This window comes from Caballeronia sp. LZ019 (assembly GCF_031450825.1).
Taxonomy (GTDB): domain Bacteria; phylum Pseudomonadota; class Gammaproteobacteria; order Burkholderiales; family Burkholderiaceae; genus Caballeronia.
Window position 1 is genome coordinate 1364667 of the sequence record NZ_JARTVZ010000005.1, and the last position, 18613, is coordinate 1383279.

General features: G+C 63.1%; 17 protein-coding genes and 1 riboswitch. Of the genes, 4 read left to right on the forward strand and 13 right to left on the reverse strand.

Annotated features, from left to right (window positions below):
- Positions 1–24: 24 nt before the first annotated feature.
- Genes P9255_RS19840 through P9255_RS19860 form a run of 5 tightly spaced genes read right to left on the reverse strand, consistent with a single transcriptional unit; the run spans position 25 to position 4962 of the window.
- The gene (locus P9255_RS19840) at positions 25–702 is read right to left on the reverse strand and encodes an SDR family oxidoreductase (protein ID WP_309763563.1); all 678 of its coding nucleotides are present in this window, start codon (positions 700–702) and stop codon (positions 25–27) included.
- A gap of 21 nt (positions 703–723) precedes the next feature.
- Positions 724–1917 (reverse strand): acetyl-CoA C-acetyltransferase, encoded by a 1194-nt coding sequence (locus P9255_RS19845; protein ID WP_309763562.1) that lies wholly within the window; start codon positions 1915–1917, stop codon positions 724–726.
- A complete protein-coding gene (can, locus tag P9255_RS19850; protein ID WP_309763561.1) occupies positions 1910–2686 on the reverse strand; it encodes a carbonate dehydratase in 777 nt (258 codons plus the stop codon). Before can ends, P9255_RS19845 begins: the two co-directional genes overlap by 8 nt.
- 48 nt (positions 2687–2734) lie before the next feature.
- On the reverse strand, positions 2735–4528 hold the full coding sequence (aceK, locus tag P9255_RS19855; protein ID WP_309763560.1) for a bifunctional isocitrate dehydrogenase kinase/phosphatase: 1794 nt from the start codon (positions 4526–4528) through the stop codon (positions 2735–2737).
- A gap of 11 nt (positions 4529–4539) precedes the next feature.
- The gene (locus P9255_RS19860; RefSeq protein ID WP_309763559.1) at positions 4540–4962 is read right to left on the reverse strand and encodes a MerR family DNA-binding transcriptional regulator; all 423 of its coding nucleotides are present in this window, start codon (positions 4960–4962) and stop codon (positions 4540–4542) included.
- A 104-nt stretch (positions 4963–5066) separates the two neighbouring features.
- Here P9255_RS19860 and P9255_RS19865 point away from each other — a divergent pair, with 104 nt between their 5' ends.
- On the forward strand, positions 5067–6140 hold the full coding sequence (locus P9255_RS19865) for an MBL fold metallo-hydrolase (RefSeq protein WP_309763558.1): 1074 nt from the start codon (positions 5067–5069) through the stop codon (positions 6138–6140).
- Between the two features lie 9 nt (positions 6141–6149).
- Here the strand turns inward: P9255_RS19865 and P9255_RS19870 are convergent, their stop codons facing one another.
- Positions 6150–7757: an ABC transporter substrate-binding protein gene (locus P9255_RS19870; RefSeq protein WP_309763557.1), complete on the reverse strand. Its 1608-nt coding sequence runs from the start codon at positions 7755–7757 to the stop codon at positions 6150–6152.
- Positions 7758–7953: 196 nt separating this feature from the next.
- Positions 7954–8126: riboswitch (yybP-ykoY riboswitch) on the forward strand.
- 106 nt (positions 8127–8232) lie between these two features.
- Between P9255_RS19870 and P9255_RS19875 the strand changes: the two genes are divergently transcribed.
- Positions 8233–9243 (forward strand): sodium:calcium antiporter, encoded by a 1011-nt coding sequence (locus tag P9255_RS19875; protein WP_309763556.1) that lies wholly within the window; start codon positions 8233–8235, stop codon positions 9241–9243.
- Between the two features lie 123 nt (positions 9244–9366).
- On the opposite strand, the gene P9255_RS19880 is transcribed toward P9255_RS19875, so the two are convergent.
- From P9255_RS19880 to P9255_RS19900, 5 genes are all read right to left on the reverse strand, one after another.
- Positions 9367–9666 carry a flagellar protein FliT gene (locus P9255_RS19880; RefSeq protein ID WP_309763555.1) on the reverse strand — a complete coding sequence of 100 codons (300 nt, stop codon included), beginning with the start codon at positions 9664–9666 and terminating at the stop codon, positions 9367–9369.
- Positions 9667–9688: 22 nt separating this feature from the next.
- Positions 9689–11140 (reverse strand): flagellar filament capping protein FliD, encoded by a 1452-nt coding sequence (gene fliD / locus P9255_RS19885; RefSeq protein ID WP_309763554.1) that lies wholly within the window; start codon positions 11138–11140, stop codon positions 9689–9691.
- A gap of 149 nt (positions 11141–11289) precedes the next feature.
- A complete protein-coding gene (locus P9255_RS19890; protein ID WP_309763553.1) occupies positions 11290–12114 on the reverse strand; it encodes a flagellin domain-containing protein in 825 nt (274 codons plus the stop codon).
- A gap of 226 nt (positions 12115–12340) precedes the next feature.
- A complete protein-coding gene (locus P9255_RS19895; protein ID WP_309790317.1) occupies positions 12341–14755 on the reverse strand; it encodes an HAD family hydrolase in 2415 nt (804 codons plus the stop codon).
- 48 nt (positions 14756–14803) lie between these two features.
- The gene (locus P9255_RS19900) at positions 14804–15601 is read right to left on the reverse strand and encodes a class I SAM-dependent methyltransferase (RefSeq protein WP_309763551.1); all 798 of its coding nucleotides are present in this window, start codon (positions 15599–15601) and stop codon (positions 14804–14806) included.
- 206 nt (positions 15602–15807) lie between these two features.
- Here P9255_RS19900 and P9255_RS19905 point away from each other — a divergent pair, with 206 nt between their 5' ends.
- Complete coding sequence (locus P9255_RS19905; protein WP_309763550.1) at positions 15808–16758, forward strand: aldo/keto reductase; 951 nt, start codon at positions 15808–15810, stop codon at positions 16756–16758.
- Positions 16759–17114: 356 nt separating this feature from the next.
- Entirely contained in the window at positions 17115–17327 is a 213-nt protein-coding gene (gene rpsU, locus P9255_RS19910) for a 30S ribosomal protein S21 (protein ID WP_035942296.1), read from the forward strand.
- 115 nt (positions 17328–17442) lie between these two features.
- On the opposite strand, the gene P9255_RS19915 is transcribed toward rpsU, so the two are convergent.
- Together P9255_RS19915 and P9255_RS19920 are read right to left on the reverse strand one after the other, a co-directional pair.
- Positions 17443–17802, reverse strand: a complete 360-nt coding sequence (locus P9255_RS19915; protein WP_309790318.1) for a hypothetical protein — start codon at positions 17800–17802, stop codon at positions 17443–17445.
- Positions 17803–17835: 33 nt separating this feature from the next.
- Positions 17836–18261 carry a hypothetical protein gene (locus P9255_RS19920; RefSeq protein WP_309763548.1) on the reverse strand — a complete coding sequence of 142 codons (426 nt, stop codon included), beginning with the start codon at positions 18259–18261 and terminating at the stop codon, positions 17836–17838.
- Positions 18262–18613: the final 352 nt, after the last annotated feature.

The window sequence follows — 18613 nt, forward strand, 5'->3', positions numbered from 1 at the left end:
TCGATGAGTTCCGATTGAGTGAAGTTACCAGTCGAGCTTCGTGCCGTCGTACTGAATGAAGCGGCCGTTGAAGTCGTCGCGCAGTGCGCGCGCTTCGGCGATCACCGCGCGCATGCCGGTGACGCTGCGCGCCACGTCGATTGCGGCCGACGGCCCGCCCATCTCCGTTCGCACCCAGCCGGGATGCAGCGCAATGCACGCGGAGTGCCGCGACTCCAGCGACGCCACCTTGATCGCGGAATTGAGCGCCGCCTTGCTCGCGCGATACAGCCAGCCGGTCGTGCCGCTCGCCTCGCTGATGCTGCCCATCTTGCTCGACACGACGGCGAGCACGCCATGCGCGGCATCGGTGAGTGGCAGCAACACGGGGATGAGTTGCATCGGGCCGCGCACGTTGGTGTGCATCACATCGTCGAAATCGTCGTTGCTCGGGGTTTCGACGCCTTCGGTGCGCGGGCCGTACACGCCCGACACGATGATCGCGACATCGAGCCGCTCTTCGTCGAGTTGCCACGCGAGCGCGGCGATCTGCTCAGGCTGCGTGACATCGAGCGAGAAGGTTTGCGCGCCGAGCGCGTCCAGCGCTGAAAGCGCGGATTTGTCGCGCGCGGTGGCCAGCACGCGCCAGCCGTCGCGGCAATACTCGCGCGCGAACTCATGGCCGATGCCGCGCGATGCGCCGATGATGAGAGCGGTCTTCATGGTGGTGGTCAGTGGGTGGCCTCAGATCAGTTCGATACCCATCGCCGTCGCCTCGCCGCCGCCGATGCACAACGTTGCCACGCCGCGCTTCAGCCCGCGCGTGCGCAACGCGCCGATCAGCGTGACGAGAATCCGCGCGCCCGACGCGCCGATCGGATGCCCGAGCGCGCAAGCGCCGCCGTTCACGTTGACCTTGTCGTGCGGGAGATCGTGTTCGCGCATGGCGGCCATCGTCACGACGGCGAATGCCTCGTTGATCTCGTAGAGATCGACATCGCTCGCGCGCCAGCCGTTCTTTTCGAAGAGTTTCGCGATTGCGCCGACGGGCGCCGTCGTGAACAACGCGGGCTGCTGCGCGAACGTGCTGTGCCCGGCGACACGCGCAATCGGCGTCGCGCCGAGGCGCTTCGCGGTCGATTCGCGCATCATCACGAGCGCCGCCGCGCCATCCGATATCGACGATGAATTCGCCGCCGTCACCGTGCCGTCCTTCGCGAACGCGGGCTTGAGCGACGGAATCTTTTCGATGTTCGCCTTGAACGGCTGCTCGTCGCGCGCGATGCGTGTCTCGCCCTTCCTGCCCTGCACCGTGACCGGCGCAATTTCCCATTCGAACGATCCGTCCTCGTTCGCGCGTTGCGCGCGCCGCAGGGATTCGACCGCGAACGCATCCTGCGATTCACGCGAGAACGCATAAGACGACGCGCACTGCTCCGCGAACGTGCCCATCAGCCGGCCTTTTTCGTAGGCGTCTTCGAGGCCGTCGAGGAACATGTGATCCATCACCTGGCCGTGTCCCATGCGCATCCCGCCGCGCGCCTTCGGCAGCAGATACGGCGCGTTCGTCATGCTTTCCATGCCGCCCGCGACGATCACGTTTGCCGAGCCCGCGAGCAGCATGTCGTGCGCGAACATCGCGGCGCGCATGCCGGAGCCGCACATCTTGTTGATCGTCGTGCAGCCGGTGGACAGCGGCAAGCCCGCGCCGAGCGCCGCCTGGCGGGCGGGCGCCTGGCCCTGGCCCGCGGGCAGCACGCAGCCCATGATCGCTTCGTCGATCTCCTCCGGTGCGAGGCCCGCGCGTTCGACTGCCGCGCCGATCGCCGCTGCGCCGAGCTGCGGCGCGGTCATTGCAGCGAAGTCGCCCTGGAACGCGGCCATCGGCGTGCGCGCAGCCGCGACGATGACGACTGCATCGTTACCTGTCTCACTCATGTTTTAGCTCCTTGATGACGCCCTGAATGACGGCGGGAACATCGCCGAGCCGCGCCGCATCCGACGCGATCACGTCGTTCTCCGCTGCGTGTGCGCCGTCGCGCGTCAACGCGGCGAGGCACGATTGATATGTCGGGTCCACCGCTTCATGCGAACTGATCATCATGCCCATGTTGCGCAGACGGCCATCGTGGACGCCGTAGGTCCAGCCGTGAATCGTGAGGTCCTGTCCGCGCGCCCAGGCGTCGTTGACGACGGTCGTGCGGCATACGTTCAGCGTCTGCTCGATGGTGTTCAATTCCACGAGCCGGCGATGCCGCGCTTCGCCCATCGGCCATTCGTCGAGCAGCGCGGCGTGCTTCTCGCGCACGTCTTCCACGTGACGCAGCCAGTTGTCCGCGAGACCCACGCGCCGTCCGACGAGCGCCGCGCCCACGCCCGAGCAGCCGTAATGGCCGACGACCATGATGTGCTTCACCTTCAGCAGATCGACGGCGAATTGAATCACCGACAGCGCGTTGAGGTCCGAGTGCACGACCACGTTCGCGATATTCCGATGCACGAACACTTCGCCCGGCGGCAAGCCGATGATCTGGTTGGCCGGCACGCGCGAATCGGAGCAGCCGATCCACAGGTATTCCGGCGCCTGCTGATGCGCGAGCCGCTCGAAGAATTCCGCGTCCTCGGCGAGCTTGCGCGTGACCCAGCTCTGGTTGTTGTCCAAGAGATGGGCGAGGGGATGAGCGGCGTCGTTGTTTCGGTCAGTCATGTTCGTTTGCTGTGTTGCGTGTTGCATGTTTCGAGGATGCGCCGCGACTCACGCGGCGCGTGCGGATGCCTTGTCGAATCGGTCCGGGTAACGGACGCAGAAACGGATGGCTCCGTCGTAGGGGAAAAAATCGGCGAGTTCGCCTCGCAGCAATTGCTCCTTGTGACGCTGCCATAGCGCAGGGTCGAAGAAATCCGCGTGATGACGCATAAATGCTTCGCGCACGCGCGGATCGCCGAGCAGGAACGTGCCGTACGTTTCGGGAAAGATATCGTGCGGCCCGACGGTATACCACGGCTCGCCCGACAGTTCGTCTTCCTCGTTGCGCGGCGGCGGCACGCGGCGCACGTTGCAATCGGTCAGGTACTCGATCTCGTCGTAATCGTAGAACACCACGCGGCCATGACGCGTCACGCCGAAGTTCTTGTACAGCATATCGCCGGGAAAGATGTTGGCCTGGATCAACTGCTTGATCGCATCGCCGAATTCCTTGATGCCGTGATCGATGTCATCGGCGTTGCCGTTCTGCAGGAAAAGGTTGAGCGGCACCATGCGCCGCTCGATATACACATGTCGAATGACCAGCTTGTCGCCTTCGTATTCGATCATGGATGGCGCTTCCTTCTCCAGTTCGCGGATCAGCGAATGATCGAGCCGCGCGAGCGGCAGCGCGACGCTGGAATATTCGAGCGTATCGGCCATGCGGCCCAGCCGGTCGTGGCGTTTCACGAGCAGGTACTTGTCCTCGATCTTCGCGCGCGTGGTGTCTTTCGGCGGCGGAAACGCATCCTTGATGAGCTTGAACACATAAGGAAACGACGGCAGCGTGAACACGATCATCACGAGACCCTTGATGCCCGGCGCGATGATGAACTGATCGCTCGAATGCTTCAGGTGATGCAGCAGGTCGCGATAGAAGAGGTTCTTGCCCTGCTTCTGAAGCCCCAGCGACGTATAGATTTCCGCGTTCGGCTTCGCCGGCATGATGCTGCCCAGAAACTGCACGTAGGCCGACGGCACTTCCATGTCGACGAGAAAATACGAATGCGAAAAGCTGAAGATGATGAGCAGTTGCTGGCGCTCGAGCAGCACCGTATCGAGCGCGAGCAGGCCGGGGCGGGTGTGACGGACGGCGATGGCGAAAGGCAGCAGCGAATCGCCGTGAATGATGCGCCCGACGATATACGCCGCCTTGTTGCGAAAGAACAGCGACGACAGCACGTGAATCTGGAAATTCGGCGCGGGCGCGAAGTCGCCGAAGGTGTCTCTCAGCGATTGCATCACGCATTGCACGTCGCGCGTCAGGTCTTCGAACGGCGGCTGCAACTGGAAGTTGGTGACGATGCGTTCGAGGGTGGCGGCCAGGCCGTCCTTGTCCGGGTAATACGCGCGGTATGTCGGCTTCGCGGCGGGCTCGTCGTTCTCGATGTACTCGGTCGAGATGGCCGGCCGCACGAAGATGAAGTCGTTGTTGAAGTACGAGCGATGCAGGATCTTGCAGCACACCGAGTTGAAGAAGGTTTCGGCGCACTCCGGCTGGCGGTGCGTCGTCAACAGGCCGATGTAATGCAGCTTGATTTGCTGCCACACGTCGTCGTCGATGTTCTCGGCGTCGTACTCGTCTTCGAGCCGCGCCACGCATTCGTCGACGCGCTCGTCGTACGACGTGATGCGCTCGCGCGCAAGCTGCGAGAGCGCGTGCCAGTCGCCTTGCTCGAACAGCGTCTTCGCCTTGACCGCGGCTTCGCGGAACACGCGGTAGTGCCGGTCGAACCCTTCGAGCAGCGTCTGCGCCACATCGAAGCCGATTTGCGACGAGAGCAGCTTGGGGAAGTGGTTCATGTCGGCTCGCATCAGGCGGCTTTCGACCGGCGCGTCCGCTTGTCGATGCCGGCCGCGAGCAGCGCGCGGCCTTGCTCTTCGTAAGCGGCCAGTTCGGTGAGCGTGGTGTTGAGGTCTTCGAGCTGACGCTGCAGCACTTCCCGATGCGCGGCGATGGTGTCGATGAACGCGCGCAGTTGCGTCGCCGAGCCGGTCGGGGAATCGTAGAGATCGAGCAGCGTGCGAATTTCCGACAGCGTGAAGCCGAGCCGCTTGCCGCGCAATGTGAGCTTCAGCCGCGTGCGGTCGCGCGGCGAATACACGCGGCGCAGGCCGTTCGCGCCTTCGCGTCGCGGTGCGAGAAGGCCCTGATCTTCGTAGAAGCGGATGGCGCGCGGCGTGACGTCGAACTCGCGCGCCAGTTCGGTGATCGTGTAATGCGTGGGCTGAGTCATCTGGAAAGCGCGACGCGCGGACAGGCGTCCAACGATAGAATGACGTTTACGTTATCGTCAACCTCGCCGGATTGCAATGCGGCGAAAATCCCTAAGGCACAACGATGAACGCACTCGAACACCAGCTCGATTATGTATTCGCCGACGAATTGCCCGAGCCGGGCGGCGTGAAGGAAGTGGCGCCTGGCGTCCACTGGCTGCGCATGCCGCTGCCGTTCGCGCTCGATCACATCAATCTCTGGCTTTTGCGCGATGAGATCGACGGCGTGCGAGGCTGGACGGTCATCGATTGCGGCATTGCAAACGACGGCATCCGCGCGAGCTGGGAGCGTGTCTTCGATACCGTGCTCGACGGCCTGCCCGTGTTGCGCGTGATCGTCACGCATTGTCATCCCGACCACCTCGGTCTTGCCGACTGGCTCTGCAATGGCGGCGACCGGCAACGCTGGAACGTGCGGCTCTGGATCTCGCTCGGCGAATACGCGATGGGCCGCGTGATGGCCGCAGGCGACGGTTCCAACGCTGGCGGCGAACGCGCGGCGCGGCATTTCGCGACGCACGGCCTGACCGATGAAGCATCGCTCGAAGCGCTCAAGAAGCGCGACAGCTATTACCCGACGCTCGTGCCTTCCGTGCCGCGTGAGTTTCGCCGTATCCGCGATGGCGATCGCTTGCGCATCGGCGAGCGAGAATGGGAAGTGGTGACGGGCTATGGCCATTCGCCCGAACATAGCGCGTTGTATTGCGCATCGGACACGCTGCTGATTTCCGGCGACATGGTGTTGCCGCGCATCTCGACGAACGTGTCGGTGTTCGCGATCGAGCCGGAAGGCAATCCGCTTGCGCTGTATCTGGAATCGCTCGGCCGCTATGAAGCCATGCCCGCCGATGTCCTCGCGCTTCCGTCGCACGGCAAGCCGTTTCGCGGCGTGCAGACGCGCATCGGGCAACTGAGGGAGCATCATCGCGCGCGGCTGGCGGAAGTGCGGGAGGCGTGCGCCACGAAGCCCTGCAGCGCCGCCGATATCGTGCCCATCATGTTCAAGCGCCAGCTCGATATTCACCAGATGACGTTCGCGCTCGGGGAGGCGCTCGCGCATTTGAATCTGCTCTGGCTCGAGGGCGCGTTGAAGCGTCGGACCGGCGCGGATGGGGTGATGCGGTTCGCGCCGGCGTGACGTCTCCGTTTACTGCACCGAAACCGCCCCGAAATTCTGCCGCCCGAACGGACTCACGTTATACCCGCTGACATTCGCGCGTGTCAGCGCCGCGGCCGTCGGATACACGAGCGGAATCCACAGCGCCTGATCGTGGATGATCTTCTGCGCGTCGACATACGATTTCGTGCGCTTCGCGACATCGGGCGTCGCCTTGCCATCCGCGATCAGCTTGTCGAGCTGCGCATCGCAGAAGCGCGCGAAGTTGATGCCGGACTTCACCGCATTGCAACTGAATAGCGGCGAAAGATAGTTATCCGGATCGCCGTTGTCGCCGGCCCAGCCCATGAACAGCATGTCGTGCTGGCCCTGCTTCGCTTCCTTGATCAGCTCGCCCCATTCGATCACCTTCACCTGCGCCTTCACGCCGATCTTCGCCAGATCGGCCTGAAGCAACTCCGCGCCTGCCTTCGGATTCGGATTCAGTACGCTGCCATTCGGACGCACCCAGATCGTCGTCTCAAAGCCGTTCGGCAGGCCCGCATCGGCAAGCAGCTTCTTCGCGCGATCCGTCGAATAGGGATAAGCCTGCACGCTCTTGTCGTAGCTCCACGTATTCGGCGGATACGGATTCACCGCCGGCGATGCGGTGTTGTCGAACACGGTCTTCATGTACGTCGTGCGATCGAACGCCATGTTCAGCGCCTGGCGCACCTTCGGATTGTCGAGCGGCTTCTTCTGCGTGTTCAGCGCGACGAAGGCCGTCATGAACGCCGGCGTCTCGCTCACCTCGAGCGACTTGTCCCTCTTCGCATCGAGCACGTCCTGCGGCTTCGGCGACAGCGCAATCTGACATTCGCCCGCCTTGATCTTCTGCGCGCGCACCGAGGCATCGGGCGTGATCGCATAGATCAGGCGATCGACCTTCGGCTTCGGTCCCCAGTACGACGGGTTCACGTCGTAGCGGATGACCGCATCCTTCGTGTAGCTCCTGAGCACGAACGGGCCCGTGCCGATGGGCTTGCTGTTGATGTCGAGCTGCCTGTTCTCCTTCAGCAACCGGTCCGCGTACTCGGCCGAATAGATCGATGCGAAGCCCATCGTGAGGATCGGCACGAAGGTCGCGTTCGGCTCGTTCAGTTGGAATTTCACCGTCTGGTCGTCGACCTTCGTTACAGCCTTGATGAGCTTCACGAGGCCCATCGACTGCGCATGTGGAAAGCCGCTTGCGCCCGCCACCTTGTGCCACGGATTGCTGTCCGACAGCATGCGCTCGAACGTGAAAACGACGTCATCCGCGTTGAGCGGGCGCGTGGGCTTGAAGTAGTCGGTGGTCTGGAATTGCACGTTCGGGCGCAGATGGAACGTGTACGTGAGCCCATCGCTCGATACGTCCCACTTCTGCGCAAGCGATGGCGCGACCTTCTTCGCGGCCTCGTCGTACGAGACGAGCGTATTGAAGACGACGTCCGCCGATGCGTTCGTCGTCACGAGGGAATTGAACTGGACGACATCGAAGCCATCCGGACTCGATTCCGTGCATACGGTGAGCGGCTTCGACATCGCGAGGATCGGCGCGGCCACGAGGGCGGCTGCGAGCGCGGCGGTGGCGCGGACTTTGGAGCGGTTGAGGCGCATGGATTCTCCCGTGACTCTCGGTCACACATCGGTTTTCTTGTTGCTCGGGATCTACCGGGCACGGCGACGCGTGCAAGCGCCGCGCCCGCGCGACAGCTTATCCAACGGCGCGAGCCGTCACAACGAAGCATTGCGCATACCGTTATGCCTCGCGCGGGCGCGCGGCTTGCCGAACCGTGCGCGTCACGCTACACTGGCCCCCGTCTTTGGGGAGTAGCCTTCCTTCGTCTTGCGAAGGAGAACGCGTCAACATCCTCGGCTTTCTCTGCCGTGGCGCGTTCGACCGGTCCGGTTTGGCGAGACCATTGATGCGCTATGTCGTTCCTGGTCGGACGGGCGTGGCGCATCATGGTTCGCTGACGTCCGGCCGTGGAATCATCGTCGTGTCCCCACAATCACAATATTCATTGTTCACCCGCGCTGGCATTCGCACTGGCGCCGCGTCCGCTTTCCATCGTTCGATGCGGGGTGCCGCATGACGATGCTCTTCCTCGAACTCGCATTCATGCTCGCGATCATCCTGATCGCATCCGAACTCTTCACCAACGCGCTCGAACATCTGGGCGAACGGCTCGGCATCTCGGAAGGCGTCACCGGTTCGCTGTTCGCGGCGGTCGGCACGGCATTGCCGGAGACCACCGTGCCGATCATCGCGCTCCTGGGCGGCACCGCGAGCCGCGCGGTCAACGAAGAAATCGGCGTCGGCGCGATTCTCGGCGCACCGCTGATGCTCGCGACACTCTCCACCTGCCTGATGACGCTCGCCATCGTGAAGTCGCGCGGCTTGCGCGGCGTCATCACGCCCGAGCGCAGCGGCTTCACGCGTGACCTCAACTTCTTCCTCGTGGCGTTTTTGATCGCGGCAGGCGCGATGTTCGTGCCGCATCATGCGTGGCAAGTGCGCGCGCTGTTCGCGGGCGGGCTCGTCGTGCTGTACATCATCTATGTCGTCGCGACGTTCCGCGCTTCCGCGAATCTCGTCGAAAGCGGGCACGGCACGGAAGCACCCGAAACGCTCTTTATCTCGCGTCTCGGCCTGAAGACCAGCCTCGGGTCCATCATGCTGCAGTTCCTCGCCGGCATCGTGCTGCTCGTCGGCGGGGCGAAGGGCTTCATTCACGGGGTCGAAGGCGTGTCGCAGGCGCTCGGGGTATCGGCGCTGCTGCTGTCGCTCATCATCATTCCGATCGCTACGGAGCTGCCCGAGAAGGTGAACAGCATCCTGTGGGCGCGGCGCGGCAAGGACACGCTCGCGTTCGGCAACATCACCGGCGCGATGGTGTTTCAGGGGACGCTCTTGCCCGCTATCGGCATCATGCTGACGCCGTGGGAGCCGCGAATCGAAGTGCTGACCGGCGTGCTGATCACGCTTGCGGCGGCGGCGTGGCTGCGTTTTCATGCACGCGGCAATGGCGTCGCGCTCTGGGCGCTGCTGGGCAATGGCGTGCTGTACGCCGCCTATCTGACGCTGACCCTCGGCCGCTAGGCGCGCACTGAGCCCGCAAAAGAAAATGCCCGCGCGAGGCGGGCATCGATGTTCAGGCGGCGCGTCGGACATCGACGCGTTGTTCTTGTTGTTGTTTGTTTATCGGCCCCGATCCGGAAAACTTTAGAGGCGCGCGGCCTGTTGATAGCGGCTCGCCGCGTCGATGCGAGCGGTGGCTTCACGAAAGCCCTCGCCGAGCGACATGCGCGCCGCTTCCGCCGTCTGCATCAGCGAGGCATCGAGCGCCTGAATGTCGCGAGCCGCCTGCAGCGTCGCGGAATCGCGGTCGTTCTGCAACTGCATGATGACCGGCGAGCGCAGTTCGGCCACGCGCGCGGCTTCGATCCAGTCGCCAGCGGCGGCCGCCGCGGCCATCGCGCGGGTCAGCGTCACTGCGTTCGTCAGCAATTCGTGTTGGCTCACATCCGTCTCCGTGCGTCGCGGGTTACTTGTTCGTCGCCAGCGCGCCCGCGCTGTTCGTGCCGCCGAAGAGCTGCGTCAGATACGCGGTGTTGTTCTGCATCGTCGCCATCAGCGTGTTGAGCGCCGTGAATTGCGCGTTGTATTGCGAGGTCAGGCTGTCGGCGTAGGTCTGCAGCTTGGCCGTCTGATCGGTCAGGCTCTTGAGGTCGGCGTTGAGCGCCGTCGTGCGCGTGTCGATGACGCCGCCCGTCTGCAGGAACGTCGTGATCTTCGAGCTGAGCTGCTTGCCGATGCCGTTCGTCTGGCTGAACAACTGCTGCACGCGCGTCGGGCTGTTCGAGAGCGCGGTCGAGAGCTTGGAGTCGTCGATCGACAGCGTGCCGTCGTCCTGAAGGTCGATGCCGATCGAAGCCAGGTTCGTGGTCGTCGACGTCGATCCGGAGCCGGACGTCACACCGCTCGTGACGATGTTCGCGAGCGTGCTTCTGATCGTCTGCAGCATCGAATCGCCGAGCAGTGCGCCGCCTTGCGAGCCGGCGGCTTTCGTCGAGTCGAAAGTGGACAGCGCCGCAGCCTGGCTCACGAAGGAGTTGTAGGAATCGACGAACGCCTTGATCGTGCTCTTTTCCGTGGTCGTGTCGGACGCCACGGTCAGCGTTTGCGTGCTGCCCGCCGCAGCCGACGCGAGATTGAGCGTCACGCCGCCGATGGCCGTCGTGAGTGTGTTCGTCGAGCTCGTGACCGCGGTGCCGTCAACCGTCAGCGACGCATCCTGCGCCTTCGACGTTTCCGTGAAATTGCTGCTGCCCGCGCTGTACGAAAGCGATGAATCGACGCCCGCGCCCGCAGTCACCGAGATCGTGTTCGCCGCGCCCGTGGTCTTCGAGGCGAGCACGAGGTGCTGGCCGTCCGTGCCGGTCACGATGGTCGCGCTGATGCCGGGGTTGTCGTTCGCCGAGTTGATCGACGATGCGATGCTCGCGAGCGTGTTGGTGCCGTCGAGCGTGACGTTCATCGAACTGGATCCGAGACTCAGCGTGAGCGTGCCGGCGCCGAAGGTGTCGGTGGCCGCGTGCGCCGTCGATGAAATCTTCTGCGCGCTCGCCACGTTGTTGACCTTGATCTCATACGAACCGGCGACCGCGCTCGTGCCGGCGGTGGCGGTCAGTCCGCTGCCGCTGGCCGTCGCCGTGTACGCTGCGAGCCCCGTGCCGTCGGACAGGCTGGAAAGGGACGATTGCAGCGAGGAGAGCGCGGACTTGATCTGCGACACGGCGGACAACAGCGTGTTGTCGCTCGCCGTCTTCTTCGCGATCTGCGTGGCCTGGCCCGTCGTCTTGGCGGTGACGATCGAGGAGACGAGCGTGGAGACGTCGAGCGAGGAATTGGTCGCGCCGCTGATGATGGACTGCGCGGCAGCGGCCAGCGTGGCGCTGATGTCGGTCGAACTCGTGGTCGAGGTGGTGGTGGTCATCGGATGCTCCGGACGGACTGCCTATATGTTGCGAGCTTTCGTGAGCGGCGCGGGGTACGTCTTTGCGCGCCGCTAACGAAAGCTGGGAGGCAAGCCTCCCAGTCGCGCACTGAACCCCGCCAGAACGCAGCGGGGTGAGTGAAGGTGCTTTAGCCGAGGAGCTTCAGCACTTGCTGCGGCATCGAGTTCGCTTGCGCCAGAACCGAGATACCGGCTTGCTGCAGCACTTGCGCCTTCGACAGGTTCGCGGTTTCTTGTGCGAAGTCTGCGTCGGTGATCGCCGATTGTGCCGAGCTCAGGTTGGTCGACTGCGATTGCAGGCTGGAGACAGCCGACGTGAAGCGGTTCTGCTCAGCGCCGAGCGTCGATTGCAGCGTGTTGACCGTGTCGAGCGCGGTGTCGACATAGCCGATCACGTTTTGCGCGCCGCTTGCCGTCGAGATGTCCACGCTCACCGAACCGAACAGGCCGGTCGAGCCCATCGAAACGCTGCCGAAGTCGACGCTCAGCGTCTGGTTCGCCACTGCGCCGATCTGGAACGACACCGACGAAACCGAACCCGACAGCATGGCCTGGCCGTTGAACGTGGTCTGGTTCGCGACGCGATCCAGTTCGCCGAGACGCTGGCTCACTTCCGTCTGGAGGTAGCCGCGCTGCGTGTCGGACAGCGAGCCGTCAGCAGCCTGAACGGCGAGCTGGCGGATACGTTGCAGGTTGTCCGTCGTGGAGCTGAGGCCGCCCGATGCCGTCTGGATCATCGAGATTGCGTTGTTTGCGTTCGACACGCCCTGGTTCAGCGCGTTGACGTACGACGTCATGTTCGTCGAAATCGCGAGACCTGCTGCATCGTCAGCCGCGCTGTTGATGCGCTTGCCCGACGAAAGGCGGTTGATTGCCGACGACAGGGCGCTTTGCGAACCAGCCAGGTTCTTTTGCGTAGCTTGCGACAGCGTGTTGGTATTGATGTTCAACATGGCTTGTTTTCCCTCTTTAAAGTATGGCGTCTTTAACGCCTACATCAGTTACGGCGTCGCGCTGTTTTGGAACTTACGCTGACCGCCTTACCTTAGGTTATCGGGCTGCCCGAAAAAAACTTTAGGGCTTATGCACCGGGTCTTTTCGATCGGCCGGGAAGGCTTGCGCGACAAGGCTTTTGGCCTTCTTGCGACGGCTTTCCCGACTGCGGTCGACGAATAAAAACTACGAAGCGTGAGCCATTTGCGTGGCGGCGGCTTTAGCAAGCGGACGGAAAATCAGCCGTACCACTTGCTGAGATTGTTCCTTTGCCGCCGGCAGATAAATAAGTCCGTTCGGTGAAACCTGATAAATGCCCGGTTCACGTTCTTCCATGCCGTCGAGAATGATCTCGGTGCCGGCTTCCAAAGCGCGCTGGCGATCGAATTCGGAACTCGAATCCAGATACTCGGCGGAGAATGTCGTCGCCGATTCGAGCTGCATCCAGCTCAGCTCGCGGCCGATCATCAACGCGGTGTCGAATTGCGAACGCGGCAGGACGACCGAATAGAAGCCGTCGTAAGTCGCGCGCGCCGAGACGCTCTGCGTCGCGCTTTCGTTGCCGCGCACGAACAGCGCGGGGACATCGATGCGCCGGTACGAGGTATCGTCAACCGTGAAGTCGAGGCGGTGACGGCGAATCGACATCAGGAAGATCGCCTGGTCGATGCCCGCGTAACGCATCTCCGACGGATACCCGGTCCGGAAGCCCTTGCCGATGCTGCGCATATAGAACGGGCCGCGCTGGCGCAGGCCCTTGATGCCCGCGTCGACGTTGGCTACATCGAACGCGATATCGGTGCCGACGTTCAGCTCGAAGAGCGATCTCGCGCTGCGCTCGATTTCCTCGTGCTCGGGCAGATAGACGAGCCGCGCCAGTTCGATAGCCGCGACCACGCGCAGCCGTTCGGGCGTGAGCGCCGGCAAATGAATGGCGGGCGTCGCCTCGACATCGCGAATGAACTGCAGACACGCTTGCTGGATCGCGTGCGTCGTTTCGAGCTGCATGCTGCCTTTCTTGACGTCGGCGAGAATCGGCGTGCCGTCCTGTTCGTAGGCGATCACGCTGCCGCAACTGATCGCGCACATCTGCTCGAAATCGCCAATATGCGCGATAAGCGTTTCAACGACGTTCTCCTCGGTCCAGCTTGCATCGATCAGCGCACGGCGGTCGAGATGGGATCCCGGCGAATCGAGCGAGGCGAAGTATCGGCCGATGACATCCACGTCGTAATGGCGCTTGAAGACATCGCGGATGGCGTGCTGAATCGTCCCGTAATAGCCGAGGTCCGCGAGCACCAGCGTGTCACCGCGTTCCAGGCCGACGGTGCGCTGCAGGTGGCGGAAAAGCCGTGCGCGCAGCGCGTTGGACTGGCTCACGATGGTCTTTTGCGTCGCGCGCTCGGCAAGCAGCCTGCGGAACTCGTGCGCCGGGTCCTTCGCCTTCATTGCGCGTGCGAGCACTTTCTTCTTGAGCTCGGGCGGCATCAGCATCTGATCGCAGATGACATAGAGCGGATGCGATGCCGCGTGCTTGCCTGCGTAGCGCTGGATGCTCTCGCCGCTATCGAACGAGACGGCCACGGCGGTGAAGCGGCTCAGATAGACCGGATCGCTCATGGCTTCGTTCGACATGACCTCGCACGCAAGCCGCAGCAAATGGCCGTCGCGCATGAGGAATGCGAACTTGTGCGGCTTGCCGGTCGCGTTCAGCGTGCGGCGCTCGTCGAGGATGAAGCGCGCGAAGCTGTAGACGATCGGGCCCAGCGCCCAGTAGCCGACGCGCTCGTTCGGGTCCTGCCTGCGCGTGAGTTGCTGCGCCTTCAGGCCGTGATAGAGGCTCGGGGCCGCCTGCGTCGAGCGGATGGCCGGAAACAGCAGGCGCGCTGCGATGAGGCGCTGACGCTCGGCCTTCGACGTATCTTCGTCGCGTTGTAAGAGATGCACGCAGCCGATGCCGAGCGACATCGGCGCGGCATAGTCGGCGACCGGGTTGTCGCCCGTATGCAGGATGTCCGCGGCGCTCACGCCCAGCTTCGCCATGATCTTCGGCCACAGCCCGTTCGACTTGCCGAAGCCGAATTCGGAAGAGCAGAAGACGTGGTCGAGCAGCGTTTCGAGTTCAGGCGCGGTCGCGAACAGGATGCGGCGCAGTTGCGCCTCGCTATAGTAAGTATCGCTGACGATCGCGACGGCAAGACCGCGCGCCTTCGCTTCGCGCATCAGCGCGAGCACCGGCTCGAAAGCGAAGCCGATTTCGATCTCCTTCTGAACTTCGCGCTCGGCCAGTTCGCGAACGGTGGACTCGTCCGCGTGCGGCGCGCACACCGCATAGATTTCTTCGAGCGATGCTTCGAACGTGCCGTTCCTGAACGAGCGGTTCGTGCGCGCAGTGGCTTCGGCCTGCGTGCGCACACGAGCGCCGATGCGATGCGCGACGAACAGCGGGTCTTCGGCGAGCGCGTAGTACACATCGATCGGCTCGGCCACGCCGCGCCAGAAGATGGTGTCGAAACAGTCGAAAGTGGCGACCTTGCGGCCGTCGAGTTTGGCGGACCAGGCCGCCATCAGGTCTGCGGCCGGTATGTTGCGGTCGGTCATGTTCAGGATGCTCCTCTGACGCGTGCGGGCGTTGGAATGGTGGACGGATCAGCGCGCGTGCGCGGCGATCACGGTGAGATAGTTCGCGAGGCGGTTCTCTTCGACGCGCGCCAGCAGCGGGTTGTTGTGATACGGCGCGAGAATCTGCGCGATTGCCTCGATGCACGGATGCGTGCGCTCGATCAGCACGGCGAGGCCGAACACGAGCGGAATCACCGCATACACATAGTCGGTATCCGACTGCGCGATGAAATCTTCGAGCGCGGTCAAGACGCCATTGCGCGGGCCGCCTTCGTGGTCGGCATAAGCGAACGATCCTTCCGGCGAGCCGAAGCCGCCACGCACCTTGCCCGGATTGCCGAGCGTCACGCCGTTGCCATAGCTATACGGCTGGCGGAACTCGGCGGGGATCGCGGCGGGGTTGTAGTACTGATCGCGACGGCCGGCGGGCCAGCAGACGTCGTGCATGAAAGCGAGCACCGGCTTGCCGTCGGCGTGCGAGCGTTCTTCGATCAGCCGCAATTCGTTGAAGACCGTGTACCAGTTGTGATCGCCGTCGATGAACCATGCGTCGACATCGGCGATGCGCGGGATCGCGTCATGGCTCGTCGCGCGCTGCAACTCGATATGCCTCGTGCTTTCGATCCACGCGGTCGCTTCCGGGCGCGGCGTCGGATCGATGCAGGTGAGCGTGGCGTCGTGGGCTTCGGCCCAGTCGGACAGAATGCGGGTGTTGCCGCCGAATTCGAGCCCGATTTCCGCGATCTTGCGAGGCGCGCAGATATCGAGGAGTGGAACGGTGATCGGCGCGAACTCGGCCATCGAATAAATCAGCAAATTGCTCATGTGCAAGGGCGTTCGGGCTTCGGAAGACTTTTCTGGACTGAAGCGATGTTAGGTGAAGCCCCGCAAACGAAAGTCTCGAAAAGGGGCCGCTTTTCCCCTCAGTTTTCGTTTTAGTTTTACGTTTGCCGGCTGACGGCGCATGCCTGCAGGCGGCGAGGGCCGCATGTATCATCGGCTGACGCACTTTTCCAACGGAGAGAGGACCCATGCAAACGCGCAGCATCGGCACATCGGATATCAAAGTCGCGCCGCTCGTATTCGGCGGCAACGTCTTCGGCTGGACGGCCGACGAGCGCACGTCGTTCTCCATCCTCGATGCCTTCGTCGATCACGGCCTCAACTTCGTCGATACGGCGGACGTCTATTCCGCATGGGTTGACGGGCATCAGGGCGGCGAGTCCGAAGCGATCATCGGCAAGTGGTTCAGGGAAAGCGGCAAGCGCCACAAGATCGTGCTCGCCACCAAGGTCGGCATGCTCGGCACGCGTGCGGGGCTCTCGGCGGCGAACATCGCGGCGGCCGTCGACGATTCGCTGCGCCGCCTCAAGACCGATTACATCGACGTCTACTTCTCCCATCTCGACGACGACAAGACGCCGCTCGACGAGACGCTCGACGCGTATCAGAAGCTCGTCAAGGCGGGGAAGGTGCGCGTGATCGGCGCGTCGAACTACACGGGCGAGCGGCTGGAAGAGGCGTTGCGGGTCTCGAAGGAATCAGGATTGCCCGCCTATCAGATTCTTCAGCCGGAGTACAACCTGTACGACCGCGAAGGCTATGAAACCGATCTCGAACCGGTCGCGGAAAAACACAAGATTGCGGTCGTCACGTATTTCAGCCTGGCGAGCGGCTTCCTGTCGGGCAAATACCGGTCGAAGGAAGATACGACACAGGCGGCGCGCGGCTCGCGCGTCGAGAAGTATTTGAACGATCGTGGGCTGAATATCGTCGATGCGCTCGTCGAAGTGGCCACGCGCAACAGCACGACGCCCGCGACTGTCGCGCTTGCGTGGATCATCGCGCGGCCGAGCGTGACCGCGCCGATTGCCAGCGCGACGTCGGTCACCCAACTGGAGAGTCTCGCCGCCGCGACGCAGCTGCTGCTCTCGGCGGAAGACCTTAAAACCCTTGACGAAGCCAGCGCCTGGCAGAAATAAATCTGTTGCATCAAAGGCTTGGCGTGCTTCGAAGAGTTGGCAGGGGCGCGGTGTTCTGGTAACATCGCGCCCGAATCGAGAAATGTGCCCGATTTTTGCCTTCGCCGCTGAATATGACAACGTCAAAAGCTGGCGGCGAACGGCTCAGAAATGCGCGTTCAGGTAGCTTCCGCGAACACGCATGCCGCTCTCGCGGCTGAATCTCAACTCTCTCTTTTCCGGCCTCCGTGGCCGCTTTGCTCGTGTCCGCCCGTCGCGCCTTCGAGGTGCGTCATGTCCGGCGGACGATCGGAGTGCCGGCGCGCGGCGGTTTTTCCGTTGCGCACTTGAAAATACGTTTAGCAAACAGGATTCACATGACCACTATCGTCCTCAAAGAAAACGAGCCGTTCGATGTCGCGATTCGTCGCTTTCGCCGTACGATCGAAAAGAACGGCCTGATCGCGGAACTGCGCGAGCGCCAGTCCTACGAAAAGCCGACCACCGCACGCAAGCGCAAGAAGGCCGCGGCTGTTTCGCGTCTGCGCAAGCGCCTGCGTAGCCAGATGCTGCCGAAGAAGATGCACTAAAGCGTCATCGCCGGGGCCGGGCTGAAACCCTGACCGGAACGGCAAAACGGCGGTGCGACCCGAGAGGGCGCACCGCCGTTTCGTTTTTGCGGCGTTATTCGCTGCCGGCAGCGCGTCAGACGAACGCGTGCCGCCTGCCCAGCGCCGCCAGCAGATGCGGCCATTCCTCGACGCTCGCGTCGTCGTGGACCTGCTCCAGTTCGATCAGCAGATCGATGACGTTGGGATCGTACGCATTCACATTCGACGCATAGAGCGCGCGCAGCAGCTTGCCGTCCCGCGCATGCCGATAGTACGAAATGCCGACGCCTTCGAGTTCGGCCTCATAGACGTCGTCGCGGACTAGCGAGCCGATCGCACACTTGTGGCCGTGCGGACTGCGCAGACGGCAGGAGCCGTTGTCATCTTCCGAGACCGCGCGTTGCGCGAGCAGATGAGCAGTGACGCGTTCGTAGATGTCTTGCGGGCTCAGCATCCGGATAGGGCTCAACATACGGCACCCGTGCGCTTATGCAGCCGTTTTCAGGAGCTCGGCCGACAGACCGAATTGCCGCGCGATCGACGTGAGGCGCTCGCGCCATTCCCATTTGCCGAAAACGTCGTGCACGTTCTGCAGGCAAGAAAGCAGTTCGACGGTATTGGGATCGAAGACGTTGATGCGCGCGCGCAGCAGCGCACGCTTGAGCGCCGCGACGCCGGCATCCATGTAGGCCGGCACCGCTTCGGGCGGTTTTGCAAGGTAGCGGATGGGCACGCCTTCCATCGCCGTGACGTAATCGCGCGGCTTGATGTACGTGCCTATCGGGCAGCCGCCGCAGTATCCGCGATAAGCGCCGCCGCCGCGAGGCAGCAAAGCGGCCTGCCCCTGCGCGAAAAGATGCTGTACCGCGTTGTTGAAAATCTCCTGATGCGTCAGGAAGTTCAGGCTTTTCATGATCTTTCTCCCCTGCGCCCCTGCGCAGCGGCCATGCGTTGAGTTTCGAGCAACCTGCACCTGCGGTGTCCGGGCGGCGACATTGCCGTCCGGCTACTGCTTCGAGCACGATGGTTTTCCCGGCCTTGGACACTAACGACCACTTCGAGCGTCCTGTACTCGCGGCGGATCTCTCCACTCAGTGAACGATCCGCACACCGTCAGTTATAACGGTTCGGCTCGGTAAAAAGGTGCGGCAACGCACGCGAGGACGCCATTTTTACACGACGCGCACGATCGTGCAGCGCCGCAGAAGCAGACGAGGCGCCTGACTGCGCGCGGGTCTCGCCTTGCTTCAGTGCAATAAAACACG